We start from the raw sequence: 24,036 nt of genomic DNA, 5'->3' as shown, positions 1-24,036 counted from the left end.
TCAGCGGCTCACTCCGGCGTGACCTCCGTGACCTGGCCGTCCTCGACGTGCCAGCGCCGGGTCAGCCGCACGGTCTCCAGCATCCGGCGGTCGTGCGTGACGAGCAGGATGGTTCCCTCGAACGAGTCCATCGCTGCCTCGAGCTGCTCGATCGCGGGCAGGTCGAGGTGGTTCGTCGGCTCGTCGAGCACCAGCAGGTTCACACCGCGCGCCTGCAGCAGCGCCAGCGCCGCCCGGGTGCGCTCACCGGGCGACTGTGACGCCGCCGGCCGGTCCACGTGGTACCCGCCGAGCCCGAACTTCGCGAGCAAGGTCCGCACGTCGGCGGTCGTCCACTCGGGGACCTCGCGCGCGAACGCCGTCACCAGCGACTCGTCACCCTCGAAGGCCCGCCGGGCCTGGTCCACCTCGCCGACGAGCACCCCGGCACCCTGGTCCACGACGCCCGACGTCGGCGCCAGCCGGCCGAGCAGCAGCGCGAGCAACGTCGACTTGCCGGCGCCGTTCGGACCGGTGACGGCCACGCGGTCCTTCCAGTCGAGCTGCAGGTCCACCGGCCCGAGGACGAAGTCGCCGCGACGGACGACCGCGTTCCGCGCCACCGCGACGACGGCACCGGACCGGGGTGCCGTCGCGATGGACATCTGGAGCTGCCACTCCTTGCGCGGCTCCTCCACGACCTCCAGGCGGTTGATGAGGTTCTCCGTCTGCCGGGCCTTGGCCGCCTGCTTCTCGGAGGTCTCGCCGCGGAAGCTCTTGACGTGCTTGTCGTTGTCGGACGCCTTGCGGCGCGCGTTCCGGACGCCCTTCTCCATCCAGGCCCGCTGCATCCGGGCCCGCGCCTGCAGCGACCCGAGCCGGGCGGAGTAGTCGTCGTACGCCTCCCGCGCACGGCGGCGGGCGATCGAGCGTTCCTCCAGGTAGGCGTCGTAGGTGCCGCCGTAGGCCGTGACGCGCTGCAGGCTGCGGTCGATCTCGACGACCGTCGTGACGGTGCGGGACAGGAACTCGCGGTCGTGGCTGACCACCACGATCGGCGCCTCGGACCGCTGCACGAACTCCTCCAGCCGGTCGAGGCCGGCGGCGTCGAGGTCGTTCGTCGGCTCGTCGAGCAGGTACACGTCGTAGCGGGACAGCAGGAGCGCCGCCAGCCCGACCCGGGCCGCCTGCCCACCGGACAGCGCGGTCATCGGCAGGTCGAGGTCGACCGCGAGGCCGAGGTCGTCGGCCACCGACCCGAGGCGCGACTCGAGGTCGGCGCCGCCGAGGGCCAGCCAGCGTTCGAGCGCCTCGGAGAACTCGTCGTCGGCACCGGGCGCCCCGCGGCCCAGCGCGTCCGCGGCGGCGTCCATCTCCTCCTGGGCCCGCGTGACGCCGGTGCGCCGCCCGAGGTGCTCGCGGACCGACTCACCGTCGACGCGCTCGACCTCCTGGGCGAGGTAGCCGAGCTGGGCGTGCGCGGGCGAGACCGCCACCGAGCCGGCGTCGGGGGTGCGCAGGCCGCCGAGGATCCTCAGGAGGGTCGACTTGCCGGCCCCGTTGGGTCCCACGAGCCCGATGACGTCGCCCGGGGCGACGACGAGGTCGAGGTTCGAGAAGAGCTCACGATCGCCGAACCCGGCACCGATCCCCTTGGCCTGGACGGTCGCTGACATGGGCCCATCCTCTCCCGCGGAGCCCACCACCCGACGACCGTGTCACCCGGCTGCTGTGTGACGAGCGATCACCCCGCGTCCTGCCGGACCAGCTCACGGTCAGCAGGAACCGCCGACCGGGGTGCCGGACCCGGTGGCGGAGACGTCATCACCTGGTCGAGCCGCTACCTGACGATGAACCGATGGATCGGCGTGGGGCTCGTGTTGCCTGCCCTGTCGACGGACTCCACGTACAGGACGTGCGGGCCTGCCGTCGTCGGCGTGTACGAGATCGTCGCGCTGCCACCGAGCGACACGGCCGCGGTCTGGTCCATGGCGTCGCCGTCGAACGAGTACTTGTACGCGACGACGTCGCTCGAGGAGCCCGGCGACAGGGTGAACTGGCCGGTCAGCCCGATGCCGCCGCCGGCGACGTCCTTGTCGTACACACCTGGCTGGCCCTGGACCGGCGTGATCGACGGCGAGTCGGGGGCGACGAGGTCCACGGTGAGCTCGCAGGGGACCGTCGAGATGCCCACACCGGACCGTGCGTCGAACGCAAGGGCGCGCCAGCGGTACGTGTGCCCGTCCCGCAGGACCTCGGCGTTCACGGTGACCTTGTGCTCCGCGCCCGAACCCTGAGGAGCGGTGCTCCCGGTCCAGACGACACCCCGCGCCGCGCCGTCGATCACGTCGAACACGTCGAACCGGCCGTAGAGCGAGGTGCCGTCCGGGTGGGCAAGCGTCGCCACCAGTGTCGGCGTCTCCGAGCGCATGAACGGCCGGCCCTCCCCCATCACGCACGCAGTGCGCGGATTCTCCGTACGCAGACCGGCCGGCGGGTACGGTCCGTGCTTGGTCTCCGCCCTGGTGCCCCCGCGCCACGGGAAAGGCCGCAGCTGCGTCGTGACGGTGTCACCGCACGAGGAGCCGGCGGCGTCCGCCGTGCTGCACAGCCCGACGCCCTCGGCGTACGCCGACCCCGCCGTCGCGTCCTGCTGCAGCGAGGCGCTCACGCCCGGGTCGACGGAGACCGGCCGGACGGTGTCCGGGTCGGTGAGCAGCATGTCGCCGAGCGTGGCCACGACCGCCCTGTCGGACACCTCGACGGGTGCCGCCGCGACGGTCTCGGCACCGACCGGTGCCGACGCGAGGCGCGCACGGCCGCCGGTCGCCTCGGCCGCGCGCTGGACAGCCGGCTCGTCGGCGAGACGCTGCCGCGCACCGGTGCGGAGGCGGGGCCCGGCCGACGGAGGGCTCGAGGCGTCCCACGAGGTCGACGGCGGACTGGTCCGAGCCGTCTCGCCCGACGCGCTGAGCGCGTCGAAGCCGGCGCCGTCCGGGTCGCATGCGAGCGCGTCCACTGCCGCGTCGGTCTCGACCGATCCCGGGCAGCCCGGGAGAGGGGCCGTCGCCCCGCTCGTCAGGGGCGCGGCCGACGCCGTCGTCCCCACGAGGACCAGGGCCAGCAGCGGCACGAGTCCCTTCCTCACGACTGCACCCGGCACGATGACCTCCTCGACGACACGCGGCCGGGACGTGACCGCACCGTCCGCCGGCAGGACGACCCACCGCGCAGCGGAACATCTTCGGTGCGGATACTAGGAGGTACTGGACGCCCGTATGGGTCGCTTGCCGATGTTCCATGTCCCAGCGGTCCGGGGTGCCGACGCCGATCGGGCCCGTGGCCTCGGCGCCTGGCGCCGCCACAGACCGGAGCGCTTCGTTACCCTGGGCCGGGACGGCCGCCGTCATCCTGCCCGGGCCGGCGAGCGGAGTGCGGCGGCTGGCGGGCAGACGGCCGCATCGGCGGAGGGACACGCAGCGGACACCTCCGTCTCACAGAGCGAACATGGTTGCTCAGCATGTGGTCGTCGCGTAGCATCGCGGCAACCATCCAGAGCGGCCGAGAGACCTGGCTCGACGACGCCGCAGCAACCCCCCTCCTCGTCGAGGGTGTGGGTGCTTCCGCCAGGGTCGATGGAGAGCGACATGTCTGTGCCTGACCCCCGACCCCGCACCCGCCGGTGTCACCACCGGTGCGCCCGGGCTGCCCTGTGAGTGCGACGACGACCGCCGCGACCGCGAGCGAGCGTGTGACCGGCGTCCACGTCGCCGAGTCGCCGCGCCCGCGCGCTGCCGTGGACCGGCCGACGGTGTCGTTCGAGCTGTTCCCGCCGCGCAACCCCGACGCCGCACCGCGGCTGTGGGCGACCATCCAGGCGCTCGAGGCGGTGCACCCCGACTTCGTGTCCGTCACCTACGGGGCCGCCGGCAAGACACGGCTCACCACGCGCGCGTTCGTCAGACGGCTGCTGCGCGAGACGTCGCTGAACCCGATCGCCCACCTGACCTGCGTCGGGACCTCTCGCGAGGAGATCACCACGATCGTCGAGGAGTTCCTCGACGAGGGAGTCCGGTCGTTCCTCGCGCTGCGCGGCGACCCGCCCACCGACCAGGACGACTGGCAGCCGCACCCCGACGGCCTCAACACGGCGAGCGAGCTCGTGGAGCTGCTCCGCGACCTCGAGCAGCAGCGGTGCGCCGACAGCCCCTCCCAGGCGGTCCGTGCCCGCGTCCGGCCGCTGTCGGTCGCCGTCGCCGCCTTCCCGCGCGGCAACGCGGCCACCGGCGGCACCCGCGCGCAGGACGTCGCGAGCCTGCTCGCCAAGCAGCAGGCCGGCGCGGACTTCGCGATCACGCAGGTGTTCTTCGACGCCGACGCCTACCTCGGTCTCGTCGCTGAGGCACGGGACGCGGGCGTCACCATCCCGATCATCCCGGGCATCATCCCGACCACCGACCCGGCCCGCCTGCTGCGCGTGCAGGAGCTCACCGGGGTGCCGGTGCCGCCCGACCTGCTGGACCTGCTGGGCTCGGCCGACGACGAGCTCGACCGGCACCGCCGGGGCATCCGCGCCAGCGTCGACCTGGTCCACGGCGTCCTCGACGGCGGGGCACCCGGCATCCACGTCTACACGTACAACCAGCACCACGCCGCGCTCGACCTGCTCGAGGGCGCCGACCTCGACGGAGGAGCTCGGACCCGCCGTCACCCCAATCCGTCAACGACCGACCTCTGAGGGACCGACACACCATGACCAGCACCCCCACGTTCCCCGCCGGCTCCGTCCTGGGATACCCCCGCATCGGGCCGCGCCGTGAGCTCAAGAAGGCCATCGAGTCGTTCTGGGCCGGCCGTTCCACCGCGGACGAGGTCGAGGCCGTCGCCGCCGACCTGCGCCGCCGCACGCGCACCCGCCTGGCCGAGCTGGGCCTGCGGACCGACGTCCCCGCCATCCCGAGCGCCTTCTCGTTCTACGACCACGTGCTCGACGCGTCGGCCGTGGTCGGCGCCGTGCCGGCCCGCTTCGCCGACCTGGTCGACGAGAACGGCCGCCTGGACCTCGCGGGCTACTCGACGGTGGCCCGTGGCCGCGGCGACGACCTGCCGCTCGAGATGACGAAGTGGTTCGACACGAACTACCACTACCTGGTGCCCGAGATCGGCCCGGACACCGCGTTCCGCTACGCGAGCGACCGCCCGGTGCGCGAGTTCACCGAGGCACTGGCCGACGGCGTGCTGACCCGCCCGGTCATCGTCGGCCCGGTCACCTACCTGGCGCTGGCCAAGGCCGCCGAGGGCTCGCCGGAGGGCTTCGCACCCATCGACCGCCTGCAGGACCTCCTGCCGGTGTACGCCGAGCTGCTGCGCGACCTCAAGGCCGCCGGTGCGACGTGGGTCCAGCTCGACGAGCCGGCCCTGGTGTCCGACTCCATCGAGGTGCCGGCCGACCAGCTGCTCGCCGCGGTCGTCGAGGCCTACCGCGCACTCGCCACCGACCTCACCGACCGCCCGGCGATCTTCGTCGCGGCCCCCTACGGCGACCTGGGCCCGGCGCTTCCGGTGCTCGCCGCCACCGACGTCGAGGCCATCGGCATCGACCTGGTCCGCGGCCACGCGCCGTCGGAGAAGGTCCCCGGCCTGGAGACGAAGACGCTGGTCGCCGGCGTGATCGACGGCCACAACATCTGGCGCGCGGACCTCGACGCCAAGCTCCAGGTCCTCGAGCAGCTCGAGGGTCTCGGCGCCGCGGCCGTCGCGGTCGGGTCGTCGACGTCGCTGTTCCACGTCCCGCACGACACGGCCGACGAGCCGAACCTCGACGCGACGCTGAAGAGCTGGCTCGCGTTCGCCGACCAGAAGGTCGGCGAGGTCGTCACGCTCGCCGAGGGCCTCACCGAGGGCCGCGAGGCGATCCACGAGCAGCTCCTCGCCGCCACGGACGCCGTGAACTCGCGCCGCACCGCCCCCGGCGTCGTGCGCCCCGAGGTGCGCGAGCGCGCCGCCGCCCTCACCGAGGACGCGTTCACCCGCGGCACGTGGGAGTCCCGCAAGGAGCAGCAGGCCAAGCGCCTCGACCTGCCGCCGCTGCCGACGACCACCATCGGCTCGTTCCCCCAGACCACCGAGATCCGCGTGGCCCGTGCCGCGTTCGGCCGGGGCGAGCTCACCGCCGAGCAGTACGAGGACGAGATGAAGGCGGAGATCCGCCGCGTCGTCGAGCTGCAGGAGAAGATCGGCCTCGACGTGCTGGTGCACGGCGAGCCGGAGCGCAACGACATGGTCCAGTACTTCGCGGAGAACCTCGACGGGTTCGCCGTGACGCAGAACGGCTGGGTCCAGTCCTACGGCTCGCGCTGCACGCGCCCGTCGATCCTCTGGGGCGACGTGTCCCGCCCGGCGCCGATCACGGTGGCGTGGGCGCAGTACGCGCAGTCGCTGACCCACAAGCACATGAAGGGCATGCTCACGGGCCCTGTGACGATCCTCGCGTGGTCCTTCGTCCGCGACGACCAGCCGCTCGGCGACACGGCCAACCAGGTCGGCCTGGCGCTGCGCGACGAGATCGCCGACCTCGAGGCCGCCGGCATCGCGGTCATCCAGGTCGACGAGCCCGCCCTGCGCGAGCTGCTCCCCCTGCGCGTCGAGGACCACGCGGCCTACCTCGACTGGTCGGTCCGCTCGTTCCGCCTGGCGACGGCCGGCGTCCGCGACGACACGCAGATCCACACGCACCTGTGCTACTCGGAGTTCGGCGAGATCATCGGCGCCATCGACGGCCTCGACGCGGACGTCACGTCCATCGAGGCGGCCCGCTCGAAGATGGAGATCCTCGGCGACATCTCCGCGGCCGGCTACCCCCGTGCGGTCGGCCCGGGCGTCTACGACATCCACTCGCCGCGCGTGCCGTCCGAGGGCGAGGTCGAGGAGCTCCTCACGGAAGCCGTCAAGGCGATCGCGATCGACCAGCTCTGGGTGAACCCGGACTGCGGCCTCAAGACCCGCCGCTACGAGGAGGTCGCCCCCTCGCTCGAGCACATCATCGAGGCGACGAAGGCGGTCCGCGCGACGCTCTGACACCCCTCCTGACGACGACGAAGGCCCCGGCTGCGCGATGCGGCCGGGGCCTTCGTCATCCCCGCGACGAGCTCCGCCACCGCGGCGCGCCTCGGCCGAACGGGTGACATCGAGAGTGAACGGGCAAGGAAAACGGGCGATCTCGGGCCCCGAGGGCCGAATCCGACCGGTCGGCGGCCCTTACCTGGCGGCGACGGCTCATCTTTCGGGCGGCGATGCCGATGAGTCAGTCACGACGCATGGACAGGGGCCACACGGCGGTCCACGCGGTGTCCGGCAACGACGCACGACGGAAGAGGGCCGCCGATATGGCGAAGTGTGAGGAGTGCAGCTCCAACGTTCAGCAGTGCACGAAGTGCGAGGGTGCCGGCCGCATCCGCTGGAAGGGCGAGTGCACGCTGTGCAAGGGCACCGGGTCCGTCTGCTCGGGCAACTCGAACCACCGCTGGTGACGACGCGCGCTCAGCCGAGGAGATCGACGTCGGCAGCGCGCCCCGCCAGCATCTCGACGATGCGGACGTCCGCATCCAGCCAGGGCACGTCCAGCCACTGGCCCCGAGGAAGCCACCGCAGCTCGTCGTGCTCGACGAGCGGTGCCGGCGTGCCCTCGACGAGCTCCGCGAGCCACAGCCTCATCACGTAGTCGTCGGTCAGGCGCCACGCGCCGTCGTCCGGCCCGGCCAGCTCGGCGCCCAGGGCGATCCGCACCCCGAGCTCCTCACGGATCTCGCGGTGCAACGCCTCCTCCGCCGTCTCACCGGCGTCGACCTTGCCGCCGGGGAACTCCCACCGCCCGGCGAGCCGAGCCGGGACGGCACGGCGGGCGGCGAGCAGCACGGACGGGTCATCCAGGTCGTCGACGATCGCTGCCGCCACGACGAGAACGGGTGCGGTCATGCCGCGAGTATCCCAGTCGACGACGACGAGGATGCGGGGGCATGACGACGGCCCGGTCGCCCGGGCCGTCCCAGAAGAGCCTGCCGGCGGATCAGACGGAGGTTCAGCGCATGCTCAGCGGACGTTCAGCGGATTCCGTGGGCCACGGCCCAGGCCACCGCCTCGGTCCGCGTGGAGACACCGATCTTGCGGTAGACGCTGCGCACCTGCGACTTCACGGTGTTGCGCGTCACGAACAGCCGCGTGGCGATCTCCTCGAGCGTCACGTCCTCGGCCAGCTCTGCCAGGACCACCCGTTCGCGGCGCGTGAGCGCCTCAGTCACGGTCCCGACGGTCCCAGTCGTCTCCAGCATGGTCATCGTGTCCTCCGGTTGCGCGTGGATGCCGTCTTCTCCGGCTCCGCTGTGGGCGGCGTACCGGATGAGAGGTGACATCCCGGGCGTCATGACGCCGGTTTGGTCATCTCGTCAACACGAACTTGGTGGAACCCGATCTCGCTGCCTCCCACAATGAACGAGGCACCGGCACAGAGATACATCAGCCGTGCTACGGACATGTGTCGTTCACCCGTTCGGTGCGCGTCGATGTCGGGAACATCCGTGTGTGCGAGAACCCGGGCGTCAGGCCGGGGACTGGGCGGCGTACTCCTCGGAGGTCAGGAGCGGGCCCGTGCCGGACACCTCGACCTTGAGCAGCCAACCGGCCCCGAACGGGTCGGAGTTCACGACCGACGGGTCGTCGATCGCCGCCTGGTTCACCTCGACCACGGTGCCCGTGACGGGGGAGAAGAGCTCGGACACCGACTTCGTCGACTCGATCTCGCCGACCACCGATCCCGCGGTCAGCTCCTCGCCCACGGCCGGCAGCTCGAGGTAGACGATGTCCCCGAGCGCGTCGGCGGCGGTCGACGTGATCCCGACCTTCGCGGGCGACCCGTCCTCGAGCCACTCGTGCTCGACGGTGTAGTGCAGGTGGGTGGGCAGGCTCATCGGGTGCTCCAGTGCTCGGGTGCCGGCGGCGACGTGATCGTCAACGAGGACGACGGTAGAAGGGAAGGGCCACGACGCGCACGGGTTCGGGCCGGCCGCGGACGTCGACGGTCAGCTCGGTGCCGGGCTCTGCGAACGCCGGGGCGACGTACGCCATCGCGACGGGGTGGCCCAGCGTCGGGCTCGGTGCGCCGGAGGTGACGGTCCCGACGACCACGGTGCCGGCCGACGTGCCCGCCGCCGTGTCGGCCCCCGCACCCGCAGTGTCGGCCCCCGTGCCCGCCGTGCCGGGCCCGGTGCCGGGCCGGGTGCCCGGCTCCGACGGTGCGAGGACCGGGTAGCCGTGCCGCGCGGCCCGGCGGCCGAGGCCCTCCAGGCCGACGAGCGTGCGGGTCGGCTCGGCCTGCGCGCGTGCCTCCAGCGCTGCCCGGCCGACGAACGGGAGCGGGTGACCCGCGTCGTCCACCTTGTCCAGCCGGACCACGCGGCCGAGGCCCGCGTCGTGCGGGGTCGTGGAGCGGTCCAGCTCGTTGCCGTACAGCGGCATGCCCGCCTCCAGGCGGAGGCTGTCGCGTGCCGAGAGGCCGGCCGGGACCAGGCCGTGCGGCGCGCCGGCCGCCAGCAGGGCCCGCCAGAGGGCCGGCGCCTCCCCGGCCGGGACGAACAGCTCGAAGCCGTCCTCGCCGGTGTAGCCGGTGCGGGCGACGAGCGCGTCGACGCCGGCGACCGTCGCGTCGGTGGCCGTGTAGTACTTCAGGGCGGAGACGGCCTCGACCTGGCCCGCCTCGGTCAGCGAGGTGACGATCGCCTCGGCGTGGGGTCCCTGCACGGCGATGAGCGCGGTGCGCAGCGAGGCGTCGTCGAGGGCCGCGTCGAAGCCGACCATCCGGTCCTGCAGCGCCTCGCGGACCACCACGACGTTCGACGCGTTGGCGACGACCACGAACCGCTCGTCGGCCAGGCGGTACACCACGAGGTCGTCGAGCACCCCGCCGTCCTCGGCGACGACCATCGTGTAGCGCGCCCTGCCCGTCGCGAGCGCCGAGAGGTTACCGACCAGCGCGGCGTCCAGCGCCGCCGCCGCCTGCGGGCCGGTGACCTCGAGCTCGCCCATGTGGGAGAGGTCGAACAGGCCGGCGGCCGTGCGGACCGCCGTGTGCTCGGCGATGTCCGAGGTGTAGCGCAGCGGCATCTGCCACCCCGCGAAGCTGGTCAGCGCGGCGCCGAGCGCCACGTGCTCGTCGTGCAGCGGGGAGCGGACGTCGTCGGGCACGGGGGTTCCGTTCGTCGGAGGGGCGGCGTTCACTCGGCGTAGGCCTCGACCGGAGGGCACGAGCAGACCAGGTTCCGGTCGCCACGGGCGCCGTCGATGCGGCGGACCGGCGGCCAGTACTTGCCGGCGCGGAGTGCCGGGACCGGGAACGCGGCGAGCTCGCGGCCGTAGGGGTGGTCCCACGTGTCCGTCGAGACGCTCGCGGCCGTGTGCGGGGCGTGGCGCAGCGGCGAGTCGTCGACGGTCCAGGTGCCCGCCGCGACGGCGTCGATCTCGCCACGGATCGCGAGCAGCGCGTCGACGAAGCGGTCGAGCTCGGCGAGGTCCTCGCTCTCCGTCGGCTCGACCATGAGCGTCCCCGCGACCGGGAAGGACAGGGTCGGCGCGTGGAACCCGTAGTCCATGAGCCGCTTCGCGACGTCCTCCGCGGTGACGCCCGTCTGCTTGGTGATGTCACGGAGGTCGAGGATGCACTCGTGCGCGACCAGGCCGTTCGGGCCCGTGTAGAGGACCGGGTAGTGGTCGCGCAGCCGGGTGGCCAGGTAGTTCGCCGCCAGGACCGCGGTCTCCGTCGCCGTGCGCAGGCCGTCGGCGCCCATCAGCGCCACGTAGGCCCACGAGATCGGCAGGATGCCCGCCGAGCCGTACGGGGCCGCGGAGACGGGGGCGACCGCTCCGCCTCGCCTGCCGGGCGTCGGGTCGCCCGGCAGCCTGCCCGGCGTGGGGTCACCCGGCAGGTACGCGGCGAGGTGCGCCGCGACGGCGACCGGGCCGACGCCGGGCCCGCCGCCGCCGTGCGGGATGCAGAAGGTCTTGTGCAGGTTGAGGTGGCTCACGTCGCCGCCGATCTCGCCGGGCCTGGCGAGCCCGACGAGGGCGTTGAGGTTGGCGCCGTCGATGTACACCTGCCCGCCGGCCTCGTGGACGAGGTCGCAGACGGTGCGGACCCCCTCCTCGTAGACGCCGTGCGTGGAGGGGTACGTGATCATGATGGCGGCGACCCGAGGGCCGTGCTGGTCGAGCTTCGTGCGCAGGTCGTCGAGGTCCACGGAGCCGTCGTCGGCCGTCGCGACGACGACCACGCGCATGCCCGCGAGCGCCGCGCTGGCCGCGTTGGTGCCGTGCGCCGAGGCGGGGATCAGGCAGATGTCGCGCGCCGGCTCGCTCTCCTGGCGGTTCGCCGCGTGGTACGCGTGGATGGCCAGCAGGCCCGCGAACTCGCCCTGGGACCCGCCGTTGGGCTGCACCGAGACGGCGGCGTAGCCCGTGATCTCCGCGAGCCAGTCCTGCAGCTCGGTGACGAGATCGGCGTAGCCGGTGGTCTGGTCGGCCGGGGCGTACGGGTGGATGCTCGCGAAGCCCGGCCAGGAGATGGGCTCCATCTCGACCGTCGCGTTCAGCTTCATGGTGCACGAGCCCAGCGGGATCATCGTGCGGTCCAGCGCCAGGTCCTTGTCGGAGAGCCGCCGCAGGTAGCGGAGCATCGCCGTCTCCGAGCGGTGCAGGTGGAACACGGGATGCGTCAGGTACGGGGTGGTCCGGCGGAGGTCGGCGGGCAGCGGGCCCGTCGGGGCACCGGAGGCGGCTCGCAGCGCGGTGGCCCGGACGGCCTCCACGCCCACCTCGTCGGCGTCGACGCTCGTCGCGCCCGCGTGGGCGAACGCCAGCACGACCGTGAGGACGTGCTGGTCGGAGGTGCGCTCGTCGCACGCCACCTGCACGTGGTCGCCGTCGGGCGCCCAGAGGTTGATGTCGCCCCGGGCCGCGGCCTCGACGACCGCGCGGGCCCGGCCGGGGACGTGGGCCTGGACCGTGTCGAAGAACCGGTCGTGCGTGACGGTCACCCCGGCGGCGCGCAGCACCGTCGCGACGGCCTCCGCGCGGTTGTGCACGCGCTCCGCGATCGCACGCAGGCCGTCGGGCCCGTGGTACACGGCGTACATCGACGCGACGATCGCGAGCAGGGCCTGCGCGGTGCAGATGTTGCTCGTCGCCTTCTCGCGGCGGATGTGCTGCTCACGGGTCTGCAGGGCCAGCCGGTAGGCGCGCGCGCCGTCGGCGTCCACGGACACCCCGACGAGCCGGCCCGGCAGCATCCGCTCGAGCCCGGTGCGGACCGCCATGAACGCCGCGTGCGGGCCGCCGGCGAACAGCGGGACGCCGAACCGCTGCGCCGAGCCGACCGAGACGTCCGCGCCGAGCTCACCCGGGCTGGTGAGCAGCGTGAGCGCGAGCAGGTCGGCGGCGACCGTCACGAGCGCACCGCGCTCCTTCGCCTGGGCGACGACCGGCGCGAGGTCCCGGACCACGCCCGACGCGCCGACCTGCTGGACGACGACGCCGAGGAGCGGCCCGTCGACCTCCGGCAGCCCGCCCGTCAGGTCCGCGACCACGACCGGCAGGCCGATGGCCTCCGCCCGCCCGACCGTCACGGCGAGCGACTGGCCGAACAGCTCCGAGTCCAGGACGACCGTGCCGTCCTTGTTCTTCTGGGCACGCCACATCAGCGCGACCGCCTCCGCGACCGCCGTCGCCTCGTCGAGCAGGCTCGCGTTCGCGATGTCCAGGCCGGTGAGGTCCGTGACCATCGTCTGGAAGTTCAGCAGGGCCTCCAGGCGGCCCTGCGAGATCTCCGGCTGGTACGGCGTGTACGCGGTGTACCAGGCTGGGGACTCGAGCACGTTCCGGCGGATCACGGCCGGCGTGATCGTGTCGCTGTAGCCCTGGCCGATCATCTGCGTCATGACGCGGTTGCGGCCCGCAATCGCGCGCAGGTCCGTGAGGACCTCCTCCTCCGACCGGGCCGCCGGCAGGTCGAGCGGCCGCTCAGAGCGGATCGACGCCGGGACCGCTGCGTCGACGAGCGCGTCCAGGCTGTCGTAGCCCACGGCCGTGAGCATCCGGGCCGTCTCCTCGCCGCGCGGACCGATGTGGCGGTCGGCGAAGTCCCGTGCCGCGGGCGTGTGCTCCACCGCGGTGAACGGCACGACGTCGGGCATGACGTCGAGCGGCGGGATCACCGGGATCGTCGTCGGGACTGCGTGCAGGTCGGTCACGGCTGCTCCGGGGGCTCGCCCGGCAGGGTCGCCGGGACGGACGGGTGGGCTCCCCGCTCTGTCATCCGTGCGTCCGCACGTACCTGAGAGTTTTGCCGGTCCGCCATGGCTCGGTTCCGAGCCCGGGGCGCGCCGACTTGCACCGTCGGTGGGTCACCCGGTTCGTCGGGTGACCACTTTCCAGAGTTGCCTCGCCGTGGCGGTACAGGGGCCTGAGAGATTCCCGGGGAGGGTTGCTCCTTCGGCGTCCCGCTGTGCGTGCGTCGCGGGAGCTCTCCCGCCGCGGTTCGAGCAGCATGTTGAGTTGTGGGGCTCAGCGTACCCGGCCGACGGGGACGGTCCGCGGCTCGATGACCACCACGGAGGGCTCGTCCCGCGCTCCGGACCCCCACCCCGGCCGAGGCCCTGCCCGCTCCCCGCACGCCGCACCCTCGCCGCCGTACCGCGCACCTCACCCGGCCGAGGCCCTGCCCGCTCCCCGCACGCCGCACCCTCGCCGCCGTTCCGCGCACCTCACCCGGGCGAGGTCCCGCCGCTGCCCGCACGCCCCACCCTCACCGCCGTACCGCGCACCTCACCCGGCCGAGGTCCTGCCGCTCCCCGCACGCCCCACCCTCGCCGCCGTACCGCGCACCCCACCCCACCTTCGCCGCCGTTCCGGCCGGGCCGGCTCCCCGCGCCGCCGAGAACGTGTGCTGAGGGTGAGGACGGCACTGCAGACTGCCGGTCTCACCCCGTTCTGCCGCTCGGCAGGTCGGCCGAGGTGGCCGGGGGCGGACGGTCCCGGTCGAGGGCGTCCGAGGGCTCGTACGCTTGCCCGATGTCGTCTGGACGCCTGGCAGCGGTGGTCGTCGTGTCCGACCGGTCCGCCGCCGGCGTGCGGGAGGACCGGTCAGGACCTGCCGCCGTCCTGCGACTGCGGGACGCGGGGTTCGAGGTGAGCGCGCCGCACGTCGTGCCGGACGGTGCGCCGGGCGTGACCGAGGCGGTCCGGCTCGCCGTCGGCTCGGGTGCCGTCTTCGTGGTCACCTCCGGCGGGACGGGTGTCGGCCCTCGGGACCGGACGCCCGAAGGCACGCGCCCGTTGCTCGACCGGGAGCTGCCGGGGATCGCCGAGCTGCTGCGCCGGGAGGGCGCCCGGACGGTACCGACCGCGGTGCTTTCCCGCGGGCTCGCCGGCGTCACGGCGTCCGGGGCGGTGGTCGTGAACCTGCCCGGGTCGCCCGGCGGGGTCGTCGAAGGACTGGACGTGCTGCTGCCGCTCATCGATCATCTGCTGGACCAGCTGGGCGGAGGGGACCACGGATGACGGTGTTCACACGTCTCGACGAGGCGCCGCTTGACCTGCTGTTTCACGTGGAACACGTCAGCGGCCACCAGGCGGGTGCCGTCGCGACCTTCGTGGGTCTGGTCCGCGACCACGATCCGTCGGTCACGGGCGAGGTCGTCGCGCTCGACTACAGCGCGCACCCCGACGCCGCCGCCGTGCTGTCTCGTATCGCGTCGGAGGTCGCCGCCGACCCGGAGGTGCTCGGCCTCGCGGTCAGCCACCGCGTCGGGCACCTCGCCGTCGGGGAGGCGGCGATCGTCGCCGCCGTCGCCACCGCGCACCGGGCGCAGGCGTTCGACGTCTGCCGCACACTCGTCGAACGGGTCAAGGCGGAGCTGCCCGTGTGGAAGCGTGAGGTCCTCGCGGACGGGAGCCACGTATGGGTGGGGATGGCATGAGCGACCTGACGGACCGGTTCGGCCGGGTGCACCGCGACCTGCGGATCTCGTTGACCGACCGCTGCTCGCTGCGTTGCACGTACTGCATGCCCGCCGACGGCGTCCCGTGGCTGGCCCGGTCGACGATGCTCACCACGGACGAGATCGTGCGGGTCGCCCGTGTGGGCGTCGAGCACGGCATCACCGAGATCCGCCTCACGGGCGGGGAGCCGCTGCTCCGGGTCGACGTGGTCGACGTGGTGCGCCGCCTCACCGCGCTCACCGGTCCGGCCGGGAGCCCGGAGGTGTCGCTCACCACGAACGCCCTCCGGCTGCCCGCGCTGGCCTCGCCGCTGCGGGACGCCGGGCTGTCACGCGTCAACATCAGCCTCGACACCCTCGACCGTGCCCGCTTCATCGAGCTCACCCGACGCGACCGGCTCGTCGAGACGCTCGCCGGGATCGCCGCCGCCGAGGCCGCCGGCCTCACGCCCGTCAAGATCAACGCCGTCGCGATGCGTGGTGTGAACGACGACGAGGTGGTGGCCCTCACCCGGTTCGCCGTCGACCGCGGGTACCAGATGCGGTTCATCGAGCAGATGCCCCTCGACGGCGGCCACACCTGGGACCGCACGGCGATGGTCACGCAGGCCGAGATCCTGGCTCGGCTCACCGCCGAGTTCACGCTCACCGAGGTCCCGGGCCGCGGGTCGGCGCCCGCCGAGCTGTGGACCGTGGACGGCGGACCCGCGACCGTCGGCGTCATCGCGTCCGTGACCGCGCCCTTCTGCGGGGCCTGCGACCGGTTGCGGCTCACCGCCGACGGGCAGCTCCGGGCCTGCCTGTTCTCCCAGGGCGAGACCGACGTGCGTGACCTCGTGCGGTCCGAGGACCCGACGGTCGACGTGGACGCCGCGATCGCGGACGCCTACCGGCGGTGCCTCGCCGGCAAGAAGGCCGGGCACGACATCGACGACCCGACGTTCCTGCAGCCCAGGCGCCCGATGAGCGCGATCGGCGGCTGAGGCGGCCGACCCGCCCGTTGCCCCAACGGGCCACGCCGGCTTCCCTCACGGCTGGCCTGCCGGGCCGTCGACCTCGCGCGCGTCGCGTCCGATGCTGGGACCACCTGCTGGCCCACCGCGCGCATCGGGGAAGGTCGATGGAGCACCAGACCCCGGCCGCACGGACCTCCCGGACACCACGGCCCGATGCGCACGAGGCGCACGACGCGGCACCCGACCCGCGGGCCAGGGCGGCCGGGCCGGCGGAGCCCGTCGAGACCTCCGCCCTCACAGCCCTCCAGCGCTCCGCCGGGAACCGCGCGGTCCAACGCCTCGTCGCCGGCACCGCATCGCCGATCGTCGTCCAGCGGGACCCCGTCCGGGAGCGCCTCGCCGCCTACGTGTCGGCGGTGCGCGAGGAGCGCTGGAATGACGCCGCCACCTCGCTGCGCGGCTTCAACGACCAGAGCATGCGGCAGCGGGTCAACACCCTCGGCACGGAGCAGCGCGTCAAGCTGGTCCGTGCCAGCCTGCGGGGCCGGCCTGCGTGGTCCGCGCGGATCACCGCTGCCGTCACCGCGGCAGGGGACGCGGAGGCGGTGCGGCGGGGCCGTCTCCTCGCCGACTGGGACGATGCCCTCGCGGCGGGGACGTGGGGGCCCGCGACGACGGCCCTCGCCGGCCTCCCCGACCCGGACGTCCGCGCCTGCGTCACCCCGCTGACGGCGGCCCAGCGCCTGACCCTCGTGCGGACGAGCCTGCACGGCGCGCCCGCGTGGGGACCTCGGATCGTCGGTGTGATCGCGACCGTCGACCCCGAGGCGGACCGGGTGGGCCGGCTGTACGCCGACTGGGAGACCCAGGTCGCCGCCCCGGCGTGGGGGCCGGCGGCGGTCGTGCTCAACGGCTTCAACGACCGCGACATGCGCGACCTCGCGACCACGCTCACGCACGACCAGCGGGTGCTGCTCGTGAGGGCCGCGCTGCCGGGCAGGCGCGGGTGGGCGGCCCGGGTCGTCGCGGCGGTCCGGGCGGGCGACACCGAGGCCGCCCGGGTCGGCACGCTGTACGCCGACTGGGACGAGGCCGTCGCCGCCGGGACGTGGGGACCGGCCGCCACCACGCTCAACGGCTTCAACGACACCGACATCGCGGCGCTGGTGCAGCTGCTCCCCGTCGGCCAGCTGCGGGACCTGAAGGCAGGAGCCCGCGCGGCGCTCGGTGCCGGCGCGAACCGGGTGGTGGACCCGGTGGACGCGCGCATCGGCGGTGCCGTCATCGCCGCGGGGGACGCTCTGACCGGCAACCTGCGGTGGCGCGGAGGGCAGGGCCCAGGGCCGGGGCCCGGGTACCAGCTCCGCGACACCACGGCGTGGGGCCACCAGGACGACTTCGCGAGGTGGATCAACGGCATCGGTCCGGAGCCGGGGCCCGCCAGCACGATGAACTGCTGGGAGGCGGTGCTGTTCTTCGGGTTCAGGTCGGGCGTCATCCCCAAGACGTTCCTCGTCTCCATGCACCAGGACGCGTCGGCGGCGGCGGGGGCGGCCGCAACACCTGTCCAGGCCCGGGCCGCGTGGTACTCGACGCTGCAGGCGCGGATGCACACCGGTCCGCTGCTGACCTACACGATCAACTCGGGGACCGGGGTCGGCGCACCGGACATCCCTGCGGGCAATATCGTCTTCATCGACAACCTCAACCACGTGGTGCTGAGCCGGGGGTCCAGGGATGGCAGCGGTCGGATGCGCGTGCTGAGCCTGTGGGTGTTCCCTGCGGCCCTGCCGCCGGGGCCGATCCTTCCCGCTACCTCGTACGGCGTGGTCCAGGACACCTCCGTCGAAGAAGTCGTGCGCAACCCGGCCTCCGTCATCACGTACGGGAAGCCGCCATGGTGAGCGCTGCTGAGGACCGGCCCTCGCCGCGCCTCGTCACGCACCTGGGGTGGGGCAGCGGCGAGCGCGACCTCACGCTGCGGGACGTCGGCGAGCCGTCGCTCGGCGACATGCTCGACTCCCCGTCGGGTCGGGCGCTGCGTCCGCTGCCGCCGGTGCGGGCGGGCCTCGACGGGAGCATCGTGGTGCTGCTCGACGAGGACCCCGCCCAGGCCAGCCGACGCGTGCTCGTCGTCGACCCGCGCGACGGGTCCTCCGCGGTGGTCGTGGACGTCGACGGCGGCGGCAGCGTGGTCGTCGACCTCGCACCCGACGGGGAGGGTGGCGTCCACCTGCTCGAGTTCGTCCTCGGCGACACCGACGCCACCAACCGGCTGCGCCGGATCGACGCCCAGGGGCGCACCCTGTGGAGCCGGTCGGGCCCGGTGGACCACCGCACCACCGACCCTGAGCACCTCCGCGGTGTCTTCGTGCGCCTGCAGGTCGCCACCGACGCGCTGTGGGTCCTGCCGCGCGCGACGAGCGCGGGGCTGGCCCGCCTCGACCCGGCGACCGCTCGGACGGTGCAGGTCCGGCCCCTGCCCGCGGACGTGGCGACCCCCGTCGTCTCCGCGTCCGGCGTCGCGTACTACGCCCTGGTCGAGGCCGGCACCGGCTGGCCGCACCCCCGGCTGGCCGCGACCGACCTGGCCTCGGGCGAGACGTCCGTCGTGGACTGCGGCGAGGTGCCGCTCCTCGACCTCGCCGGGGTGGACCCCGACGGGCGCGTCTACGCGCGCACCGCCCGGGGCGTGCTCCGGCTCCGGCCGGACGGCGCACATGACGCCGACCTGCGTGTGGCCGGTGTCGTCGTCGGACCGGGCGGCAGCCCGGTCACGGTCGCCGAGCCGGGCGGGTCACCGGGCGCCCCCGGCCCGACAGGTGTCGTCCACGCCGGCGGTCCGACGGGTGCCGCGAGTGCTGCGAATGCCCCCGGTGCCGCGAGTACGGTCCGGGTCACGCAGCACGGAGCTGACGGCGCACGCTCGTGGTCCGTCCCCGTTCCCGACCGCACCGCCGTCCTCGTCGACGTCGAGCCCGGGCCTCGGTTCACGTTCCAGGTCGGGGGCTCCCGGCGAGAACCCGGGCAGATCATGGTCCTGGCCGAGGACGGCAGCGGCACCGGGCCGTCGCTGACCGGCGACGACGCCGCGGCCGAGCTCTTCCGCACGGAGTCCCGCACCGACCCGGCGACCTACCAGGTTGCCCCCGACGGGACGGTGCTCGTCACGGTCACCGGTCCACACGGGTACAGCGTCCTGGCGTGGGAGCCGTCGGCCCGCTGAGCCGGACCTGCTTCTGGGCCATCCCGCCGACCTCGGCGATCGCCACGAAGGACGGCAGGGTGACGACCAGCTCTCGTGCGTCGCCGATCGCTGGGCGTCCTCCCCTCATTCCGGCGGTCAGCAGTCGCGTTGCGTGGGGTCGGTGAGGCAGTCGGTCGGGACGAGGTGTGCCCGGCGCTCGACCACCTCGAACGGGGTCGAGTCGGCCGACGTCTGGGCGGTTCCCTCGACGTCCCGCCACTGCTCCTCACCGGCGACCCGGAAGCGGCCCGACCACGTGGTCGTCAGGGTCAGGTGCGCCGTCATGACCGACTCGTACACGTGGAAGACGTCCTTGGCGGGCCACGGCCTACCCGGGTCAGTGGTGGTGAGCGGTCGGCTGCCGTCGTGGAAGTCCCACGTGAACCGCGACGGCGTCGCCACCACCTCGACCGGGACTCCGAACAGCTCTGTCTGGAACGTCTGCTCGGCGTCCTCGGTGTAGACGATGGTCTCGATGTTGACCAGCACCCAACCCTGGTCCGGCTGGAAGTGCAGCGGCGACGGCGCGATCGGCAACCGACGGAAGTCCTCGCCGGTCATCACCGGCACCGGGCCTTCCGGGCACCGTCCGCCCGTCACGAACCGCCAGGGCGTCCAGGGCGCCTGCTCGGTGGCGCGGTGACGCACCCACAGCGGCAGCTCGGGCGTCACCCCGGGCGGGCAGACGACGGGCGGGACGGTGCCGTTCGGAGCGTCGCACTCGCCGTCCATGTTCGACGACAGCGTCGCCGAGGACACGTTGCACAGCTCCGCGTGCGCCCACCCGATCAGCACCGGCGCGTCCGCCACCTGCGGGTGCGCCGCCGCCTGCTGGGCATGGTCCGCGTACGCGTTCAAGACGTCGATGTTGCTGCCCTCAGCATGCGAGCGCGCTGAGGGATTCGTCGCCGGAGCGGGCGGGGAGACGGAGAGGATCAGGGCGACGGCCAAAGCCACGCCCCTCAATGTGCTGCGCCCGGGCTGCCGTCGACGTCGGCGGTGTTGACGCCACGGATGTACCAGCGTCCCTTGTCCCGGAGCACGAGCACGTTCACCTTGAACTCTTCTGGCTGGGTCCAGTCCGACACAGCCACGCCGGACGAGTTCACCATGCGCAAGGCGGCCTGAGTGGCGACGGCGTCGACGGAGAAGAGCTCCTGAGGCGTCACCTCCGTGGCCGTCTGGTCCCGCAACGAGAGTGCGCCCCCTTCGGTGTGCTGGCCCTCCATCGCCATGTCGTGGACACCGGTCCGAACGTCCGCGCAGTAGACGCACTCCGGGTGGCTCAACGCGATCCACTGCTCGGAGTCGGCTGTGGCATACGTGTAGCCGTACAGCTCCAGGAAGTACGTGGCCACTGCGATCGCCCCGTCGACGCTCACGTCGTCCCAGGCTGCGGGCCTTTCCGGCGGGACGCGGACGTCGTCCGTCGGTGTCGGCGTGGGGGCGGGTGTCACGGCGGCGGCACGGGTGCCGGCGACGGTCGGGTCGGGGGCGGACGAGGAGCCCGGGGTGCACCCGGCGACCAGTCCGACAGCCAGAGCCGCAAGGGTGGGCAGGGTCCGGCGTCGTACGGCCTTCCCGCGAGTTGTCGGCATGCCCGCGAACGTAGCGAACCAAGGCGAGCGGCAGGGCCGCGTCCGCCCATCTGTGGACAACCGTCAAGCATCCGTCCCGGCGCAGGGCACCCCGCCGTGCGCGGACCCTGGCATCACGAGGCGGCCGCCAGCGCTCAGCCGTCCGGGGGGCGGTGGTCGCAGGGACACGGCTCGGCGGGCCGCCCCGACGCGGTCAGCCGCCGGCGAACGGAGGCAGGACGTCGAGCGTCGCGCCTGCGGGGACCGGGTCCGCGGCCGAGACCCTGGTGCCGTCGGCGAGCAGCGCGCACCGGTCCAGCACACGGTCGAGGACCGCCCCGTGCCGGGCGACCAGCCGGGCACGCACCTCGGCGGCGGTACCGGCATCCACCTGCTCGGTGTCCAGGCCGGCCGCCTCGGCCGCGGCGGCGAAGTACCGGACCGTGACCGTCATCCGGCCGCCCAGGCCAACGCCTCGCGCTCGACCACGTCCAGCACGTCGGTCCGGCCGGCCGCGAGCGCGGCACCCGCGACGAGCATCGTGACCGGCACTGCCGGGCGGGCCACGGAGTGCGCGACATCCCCCGAGACACCCAGGATCCGGTCCACGTCGACGAGGGCCAGGTCCACGCCGAGCTCGGCGGCGATGTGCGCCACCCAGGCGGGCAGGTCGGCGCCGGGGGCGCGGCGAGGGTCCTCACTCATGGGGTGCTCCGTCCGTCGGTGGGTCCGCTGTCCGATGGTGCCACGGGTGAGCTCGGCGTCGAGACGGGCGACGTCCTCCCACGTGTCCGCGTCCGCGGAGGCGTCGGTGGCATCGGCGATCCCGACCAGCCGGAGTGGCTCGACGAGCGTGCGGACCGCGGCGTGCCGGACGGCCGGCAGCGCGGCGAGGGCGGACTCGAGGGCCGGCCGGCGGTAGGCCGCGACGAGGTGCTGCGGGCGCCCCTCGGCACTCACCAGGCGGGCACCGTCCACGCCCGGGGCGCTCGCGGCGGTGAGGAGGGAAGGCAGCGCCCGTGCGGCTCCCGGGACGTCGCAGGCGAGGACGACGACGAGGTCCGTGCCGGCAGCGCCGTCGGCGGGACGAACCGGGTCGGGCGACCGGGCCGGCTCGGCGTCGTCGGGCAGGGACCGCAGCGCGGCGAGACCGGCCGCGATCCCCGCGACCGGGCCGCCGTCCGGCGGGTCCTCGAGCACGGTCAGCACCCCGGGGCGGGCGACCTCGGGCGGGGCGACGAGCACCACCCGACGAGCACCCACCACGGCAGCGAGCGCATGGTCGACGAGGGCCGTCCCGCCGACGAGGACCTCCGGCTTGACCGCGTCGCCCAGCCGGCTGCCACGACCGCCCGCGAGGACGATCGCGTCGAACATCGGCGCCGTGAACGGCGGCACCCGGTCCGACTGCGCGTGGTCCGGCGCCAGCCCGTCCGGCGCCAGCCGCTCCGGCGGTGGCCCGTCCGGCATCAGCCGCGCCGCCAGTCGCCCGACTTCCCGCCGGTCTTCTCCTCGATCTGCACGTCGGCGATCCGCACGGACTTGTCGAGCCCTTTCAGCATGTCGACGACCGCCAGCGCGGTGACGGAGACGGCGGTGAGGGCCTCCATCTCGACGCCGGTGCGGTCGGCGGTGCGGACGGTCGCGGAGATGCTGACCCCGTCGTCGGTCACCTCCAGGTCGACGACCACGCCGTGCACCCCGATCACGTGTGCGAGCGGGAGCAGCTCGGGTGTGCGCTTGGCGGCGGCGATCCCGGCGACCCGGGCGACGGCGAGCACGTCGCCCTTGGGCACGGTGCCGTCGCGGAGCGCGGCGACCACGTCCGGCCCGCACTCGACCCGGCCCGACGCGCGCGCCGAGCGGACGGTGGGCTGCTTGGCGGTCACGTCGACCATGCGAGCGTGCCCGGCGTGGTCGAGGTGGGTGAACGGCTGGGACGGGCGGTCGGTCATGGGGACACCTTCAGGATGGTCAGGAGGTCGCCGGCGTTGACCTCGTCGACGTCGGCGGGGATCACGGCGAGACCCTGGGCGAGGGCGAGGCGCGCGACGAGGTGCGAGCCGGAGCCGCGCGCGCTGGCCCGGACGACGACGGGCCCGGACGCAGGGTCGGTCTCGGGCTCCCATCGCACCGGCATGAGCTGGGCGCGGCCGGGCGGGGTGCGCCAGGACTCCCCGGCACGGGCGACGACGGCGGGCCGCTGCACGTCGGTGAGGCCACGCATGCGCAGGAGGGCCGGGCGGACGAACATCTCGAACGACGCGAACGAGCTGACAGGGTTGCCGGGAAGCGCGAACACGGGGGTGCCTCCCGGCAGCCGTCCGAGGCCCTGCGGCTTGCCCGGCTGGACCGCGACCGGCACGAACTCGACGCCCGGCTCGTCGCGCAGCGCGGCCTTCACCACGTCGTACGCACCGACGCTCACCCCGCCCGACGTGACGATCGCGTCCACCGACCCGTCGAGCTCGCCCAGGAGCGCCCGGAGCGCCTGCTCGTCGTCGCCCACCGGTCCGAGGCGCACCGGGTCGGCTCCGGCCTCGCGGACCGCCGCCGCGAGCAGCCACGAGTTGGAGTCGGGGATCTGGCCGTGGCCGAGCGGCTCACCGGGTGGCACCAGCTCGTCGCCCGTCGAGACCACCGCGACGCGCGGACGCCGGTGGACGCGCACGGTCGCTGCCGAGACCGACGCGAGCGCGGACACGTGGGCGGCGCCGAGGAGGGTGCCCGCGCCGACGACGAGGTCGCCCTCGACGGCGTCCTCACCTGCCCGTCGCACATGGGCACCGACCGGGGCGGCGGCCCGGATCTCGACCGTCGTCGTCCCCGCGTCCGTGTCCTCGACCGGGACGACCGCGTCCGCCCCCGGCGGCACCGGCGCACCCGTCATGATCCGGGCGGCGGTGCCGGCCACGAGCTGCGGCCTGCCCGACGAGCCGGCCGGGAGGTCCGCCACGACGCGCAGCAGCACCGGCGTACCGGCTGCGGCGGTCATGACGTCGGACGCCCGCACGGCGTAGCCGTCCATCGCCGAGTTGTCCCAGCGCGGCAGAGGACCGTCGGTGCGGACGTCGTCGGCCAGCACCATGCCCCACGCGTCGCCGAGGCCGACCTCGACCGGGTCCAGGGGGCGCGCAAGCGCGAGCGCGGCGGCGCGGTGCTCGTCGAGCGGTCGCACGGGTGTCCTCTCGTCGGGCCCGCCCGCGCGGTCCGGCGGGCAGCATGATCCTGGCACC

20 protein-coding genes and 2 riboswitches are annotated in these 24,036 nt (G+C 73.9%); of the genes, 7 read left to right on the top strand and 13 right to left on the bottom strand.

All coding sequences use genetic code 11. From position 1 onward, the window contains the following. Positions 1-8: 8 nt before the first annotated feature. Both ACVW07_RS11955 and ACVW07_RS11950 read right to left on the bottom strand, forming a co-directional pair. Positions 9-1,655 carry an ABC-F family ATP-binding cassette domain-containing protein gene (locus ACVW07_RS11955; RefSeq protein WP_456819463.1) on the bottom strand — a complete coding sequence of 549 codons (1,647 nt, stop codon included), beginning with the start codon at positions 1,653-1,655 and terminating at the stop codon, positions 9-11. 164 nt (positions 1,656-1,819) lie between these two features. After that, complete coding sequence (locus ACVW07_RS11950; RefSeq protein ID WP_456819462.1) at positions 1,820-3,127, bottom strand: hypothetical protein; 1,308 nt, start codon at positions 3,125-3,127, stop codon at positions 1,820-1,822. Positions 3,128-3,524: 397 nt separating this feature from the next. Beyond that, positions 3,525-3,621: riboswitch (SAM riboswitch) on the top strand. Positions 3,622-3,691: 70 nt separating this feature from the next. Here ACVW07_RS11950 and ACVW07_RS11945 point away from each other — a divergent pair. Together ACVW07_RS11945 and metE are read left to right on the top strand one after the other, a co-directional pair. Beyond that, the gene (locus tag ACVW07_RS11945; protein ID WP_456819461.1) at positions 3,692-4,717 is read left to right on the top strand and encodes a methylenetetrahydrofolate reductase; all 1,026 of its coding nucleotides are present in this window, start codon (positions 3,692-3,694) and stop codon (positions 4,715-4,717) included. Positions 4,718-4,731: 14 nt separating this feature from the next. Beyond that, positions 4,732-7,056, top strand: a complete 2,325-nt coding sequence (gene metE, locus ACVW07_RS11940; protein ID WP_456819460.1) for a 5-methyltetrahydropteroyltriglutamate--homocysteine S-methyltransferase — start codon at positions 4,732-4,734, stop codon at positions 7,054-7,056. 462 nt (positions 7,057-7,518) lie between these two features. On the opposite strand, the gene ACVW07_RS11935 is transcribed toward metE, so the two are convergent. The 5 genes from ACVW07_RS11935 to gcvP form a co-directional block, all read right to left on the bottom strand. Beyond that, positions 7,519-7,953, bottom strand: a complete 435-nt coding sequence (locus ACVW07_RS11935) for a (deoxy)nucleoside triphosphate pyrophosphohydrolase (RefSeq protein ID WP_456819459.1) — start codon at positions 7,951-7,953, stop codon at positions 7,519-7,521. A 125-nt stretch (positions 7,954-8,078) separates the two neighbouring features. Next, a complete protein-coding gene (locus tag ACVW07_RS11930; RefSeq protein ID WP_456819458.1) occupies positions 8,079-8,312 on the bottom strand; it encodes a LuxR C-terminal-related transcriptional regulator in 234 nt (77 codons plus the stop codon). A gap of 261 nt (positions 8,313-8,573) precedes the next feature. Next, positions 8,574-8,942: a glycine cleavage system protein GcvH gene (gcvH, locus tag ACVW07_RS11925; RefSeq protein WP_456819457.1), complete on the bottom strand. Its 369-nt coding sequence runs from the start codon at positions 8,940-8,942 to the stop codon at positions 8,574-8,576. A 40-nt stretch (positions 8,943-8,982) separates the two neighbouring features. Next, entirely contained in the window at positions 8,983-10,215 is a 1,233-nt protein-coding gene (gene gcvT / locus ACVW07_RS11920; RefSeq protein ID WP_456819456.1) for a glycine cleavage system aminomethyltransferase GcvT, read from the bottom strand. Between the two features lie 29 nt (positions 10,216-10,244). Further along, positions 10,245-13,214, bottom strand: a complete 2,970-nt coding sequence (gcvP, locus tag ACVW07_RS11915) for an aminomethyl-transferring glycine dehydrogenase (protein WP_456821072.1) — start codon at positions 13,212-13,214, stop codon at positions 10,245-10,247. A 247-nt stretch (positions 13,215-13,461) separates the two neighbouring features. Next, a riboswitch (glycine riboswitch) is annotated at positions 13,462-13,561 on the bottom strand. 530 nt (positions 13,562-14,091) lie between these two features. Between gcvP and ACVW07_RS11910 the strand changes: the two genes are divergently transcribed. From ACVW07_RS11910 to ACVW07_RS11890, 5 genes are all read left to right on the top strand, one after another. After that, positions 14,092-14,580 (top strand): MogA/MoaB family molybdenum cofactor biosynthesis protein, encoded by a 489-nt coding sequence (locus tag ACVW07_RS11910; RefSeq protein WP_456819455.1) that lies wholly within the window; start codon positions 14,092-14,094, stop codon positions 14,578-14,580. After that, the gene (locus ACVW07_RS11905) at positions 14,577-14,999 is read left to right on the top strand and encodes a molybdenum cofactor biosynthesis protein MoaE (RefSeq protein ID WP_456819454.1); all 423 of its coding nucleotides are present in this window, start codon (positions 14,577-14,579) and stop codon (positions 14,997-14,999) included. The genes ACVW07_RS11910 and ACVW07_RS11905 overlap by 4 nt, the downstream gene beginning before the upstream one ends. Continuing rightward, positions 14,996-16,003, top strand: coding sequence for a GTP 3',8-cyclase MoaA (gene moaA / locus ACVW07_RS11900; RefSeq protein ID WP_456819453.1), 1,008 nt, complete (start codon positions 14,996-14,998; stop codon positions 16,001-16,003). Before ACVW07_RS11905 ends, moaA begins: the two co-directional genes overlap by 4 nt. Positions 16,004-16,140: 137 nt before the next feature. Further along, positions 16,141-17,880 (top strand): hypothetical protein, encoded by a 1,740-nt coding sequence (locus tag ACVW07_RS11895; RefSeq protein WP_456819452.1) that lies wholly within the window; start codon positions 16,141-16,143, stop codon positions 17,878-17,880. Then, complete coding sequence (locus ACVW07_RS11890; protein WP_456819451.1) at positions 17,874-19,202, top strand: hypothetical protein; 1,329 nt, start codon at positions 17,874-17,876, stop codon at positions 19,200-19,202. Before ACVW07_RS11895 ends, ACVW07_RS11890 begins: the two co-directional genes overlap by 7 nt. 117 nt (positions 19,203-19,319) lie before the next feature. On the opposite strand, the gene ACVW07_RS11885 is transcribed toward ACVW07_RS11890, so the two are convergent. From ACVW07_RS11885 to ACVW07_RS11860, 6 genes are all read right to left on the bottom strand, one after another. Next, on the bottom strand, positions 19,320-20,081 hold the full coding sequence (locus ACVW07_RS11885; protein WP_456819450.1) for a hypothetical protein: 762 nt from the start codon (positions 20,079-20,081) through the stop codon (positions 19,320-19,322). Between the two features lie 104 nt (positions 20,082-20,185). Next, positions 20,186-20,821: a DUF6318 family protein gene (locus tag ACVW07_RS11880; RefSeq protein WP_456819449.1), complete on the bottom strand. Its 636-nt coding sequence runs from the start codon at positions 20,819-20,821 to the stop codon at positions 20,186-20,188. Positions 20,822-21,014: 193 nt separating this feature from the next. Next, positions 21,015-21,254 (bottom strand): MoaD/ThiS family protein, encoded by a 240-nt coding sequence (locus ACVW07_RS11875; RefSeq protein ID WP_456819448.1) that lies wholly within the window; start codon positions 21,252-21,254, stop codon positions 21,015-21,017. After that, a complete protein-coding gene (locus ACVW07_RS11870) occupies positions 21,251-22,270 on the bottom strand; it encodes an NTP transferase domain-containing protein (RefSeq protein ID WP_456819447.1) in 1,020 nt (339 codons plus the stop codon). The genes ACVW07_RS11875 and ACVW07_RS11870 overlap by 4 nt, the downstream gene beginning before the upstream one ends. Then, positions 22,270-22,755 (bottom strand): cyclic pyranopterin monophosphate synthase MoaC, encoded by a 486-nt coding sequence (gene moaC / locus ACVW07_RS11865; protein WP_456819446.1) that lies wholly within the window; start codon positions 22,753-22,755, stop codon positions 22,270-22,272. Before moaC ends, ACVW07_RS11870 begins: the two co-directional genes overlap by 1 nt. Continuing rightward, positions 22,752-23,978, bottom strand: coding sequence for a molybdopterin molybdotransferase MoeA (locus ACVW07_RS11860; protein ID WP_456819445.1), 1,227 nt, complete (start codon positions 23,976-23,978; stop codon positions 22,752-22,754). Before ACVW07_RS11860 ends, moaC begins: the two co-directional genes overlap by 4 nt. Between the last annotated feature and the right edge of the window lie 58 nt (positions 23,979-24,036).

This window comes from Cellulomonas sp. URHB0016, assembly GCF_054057935.1.
Note: the sequence above shows the minus strand (reverse complement) of the source record. Positions and strands in the feature narration are given on the sequence as shown.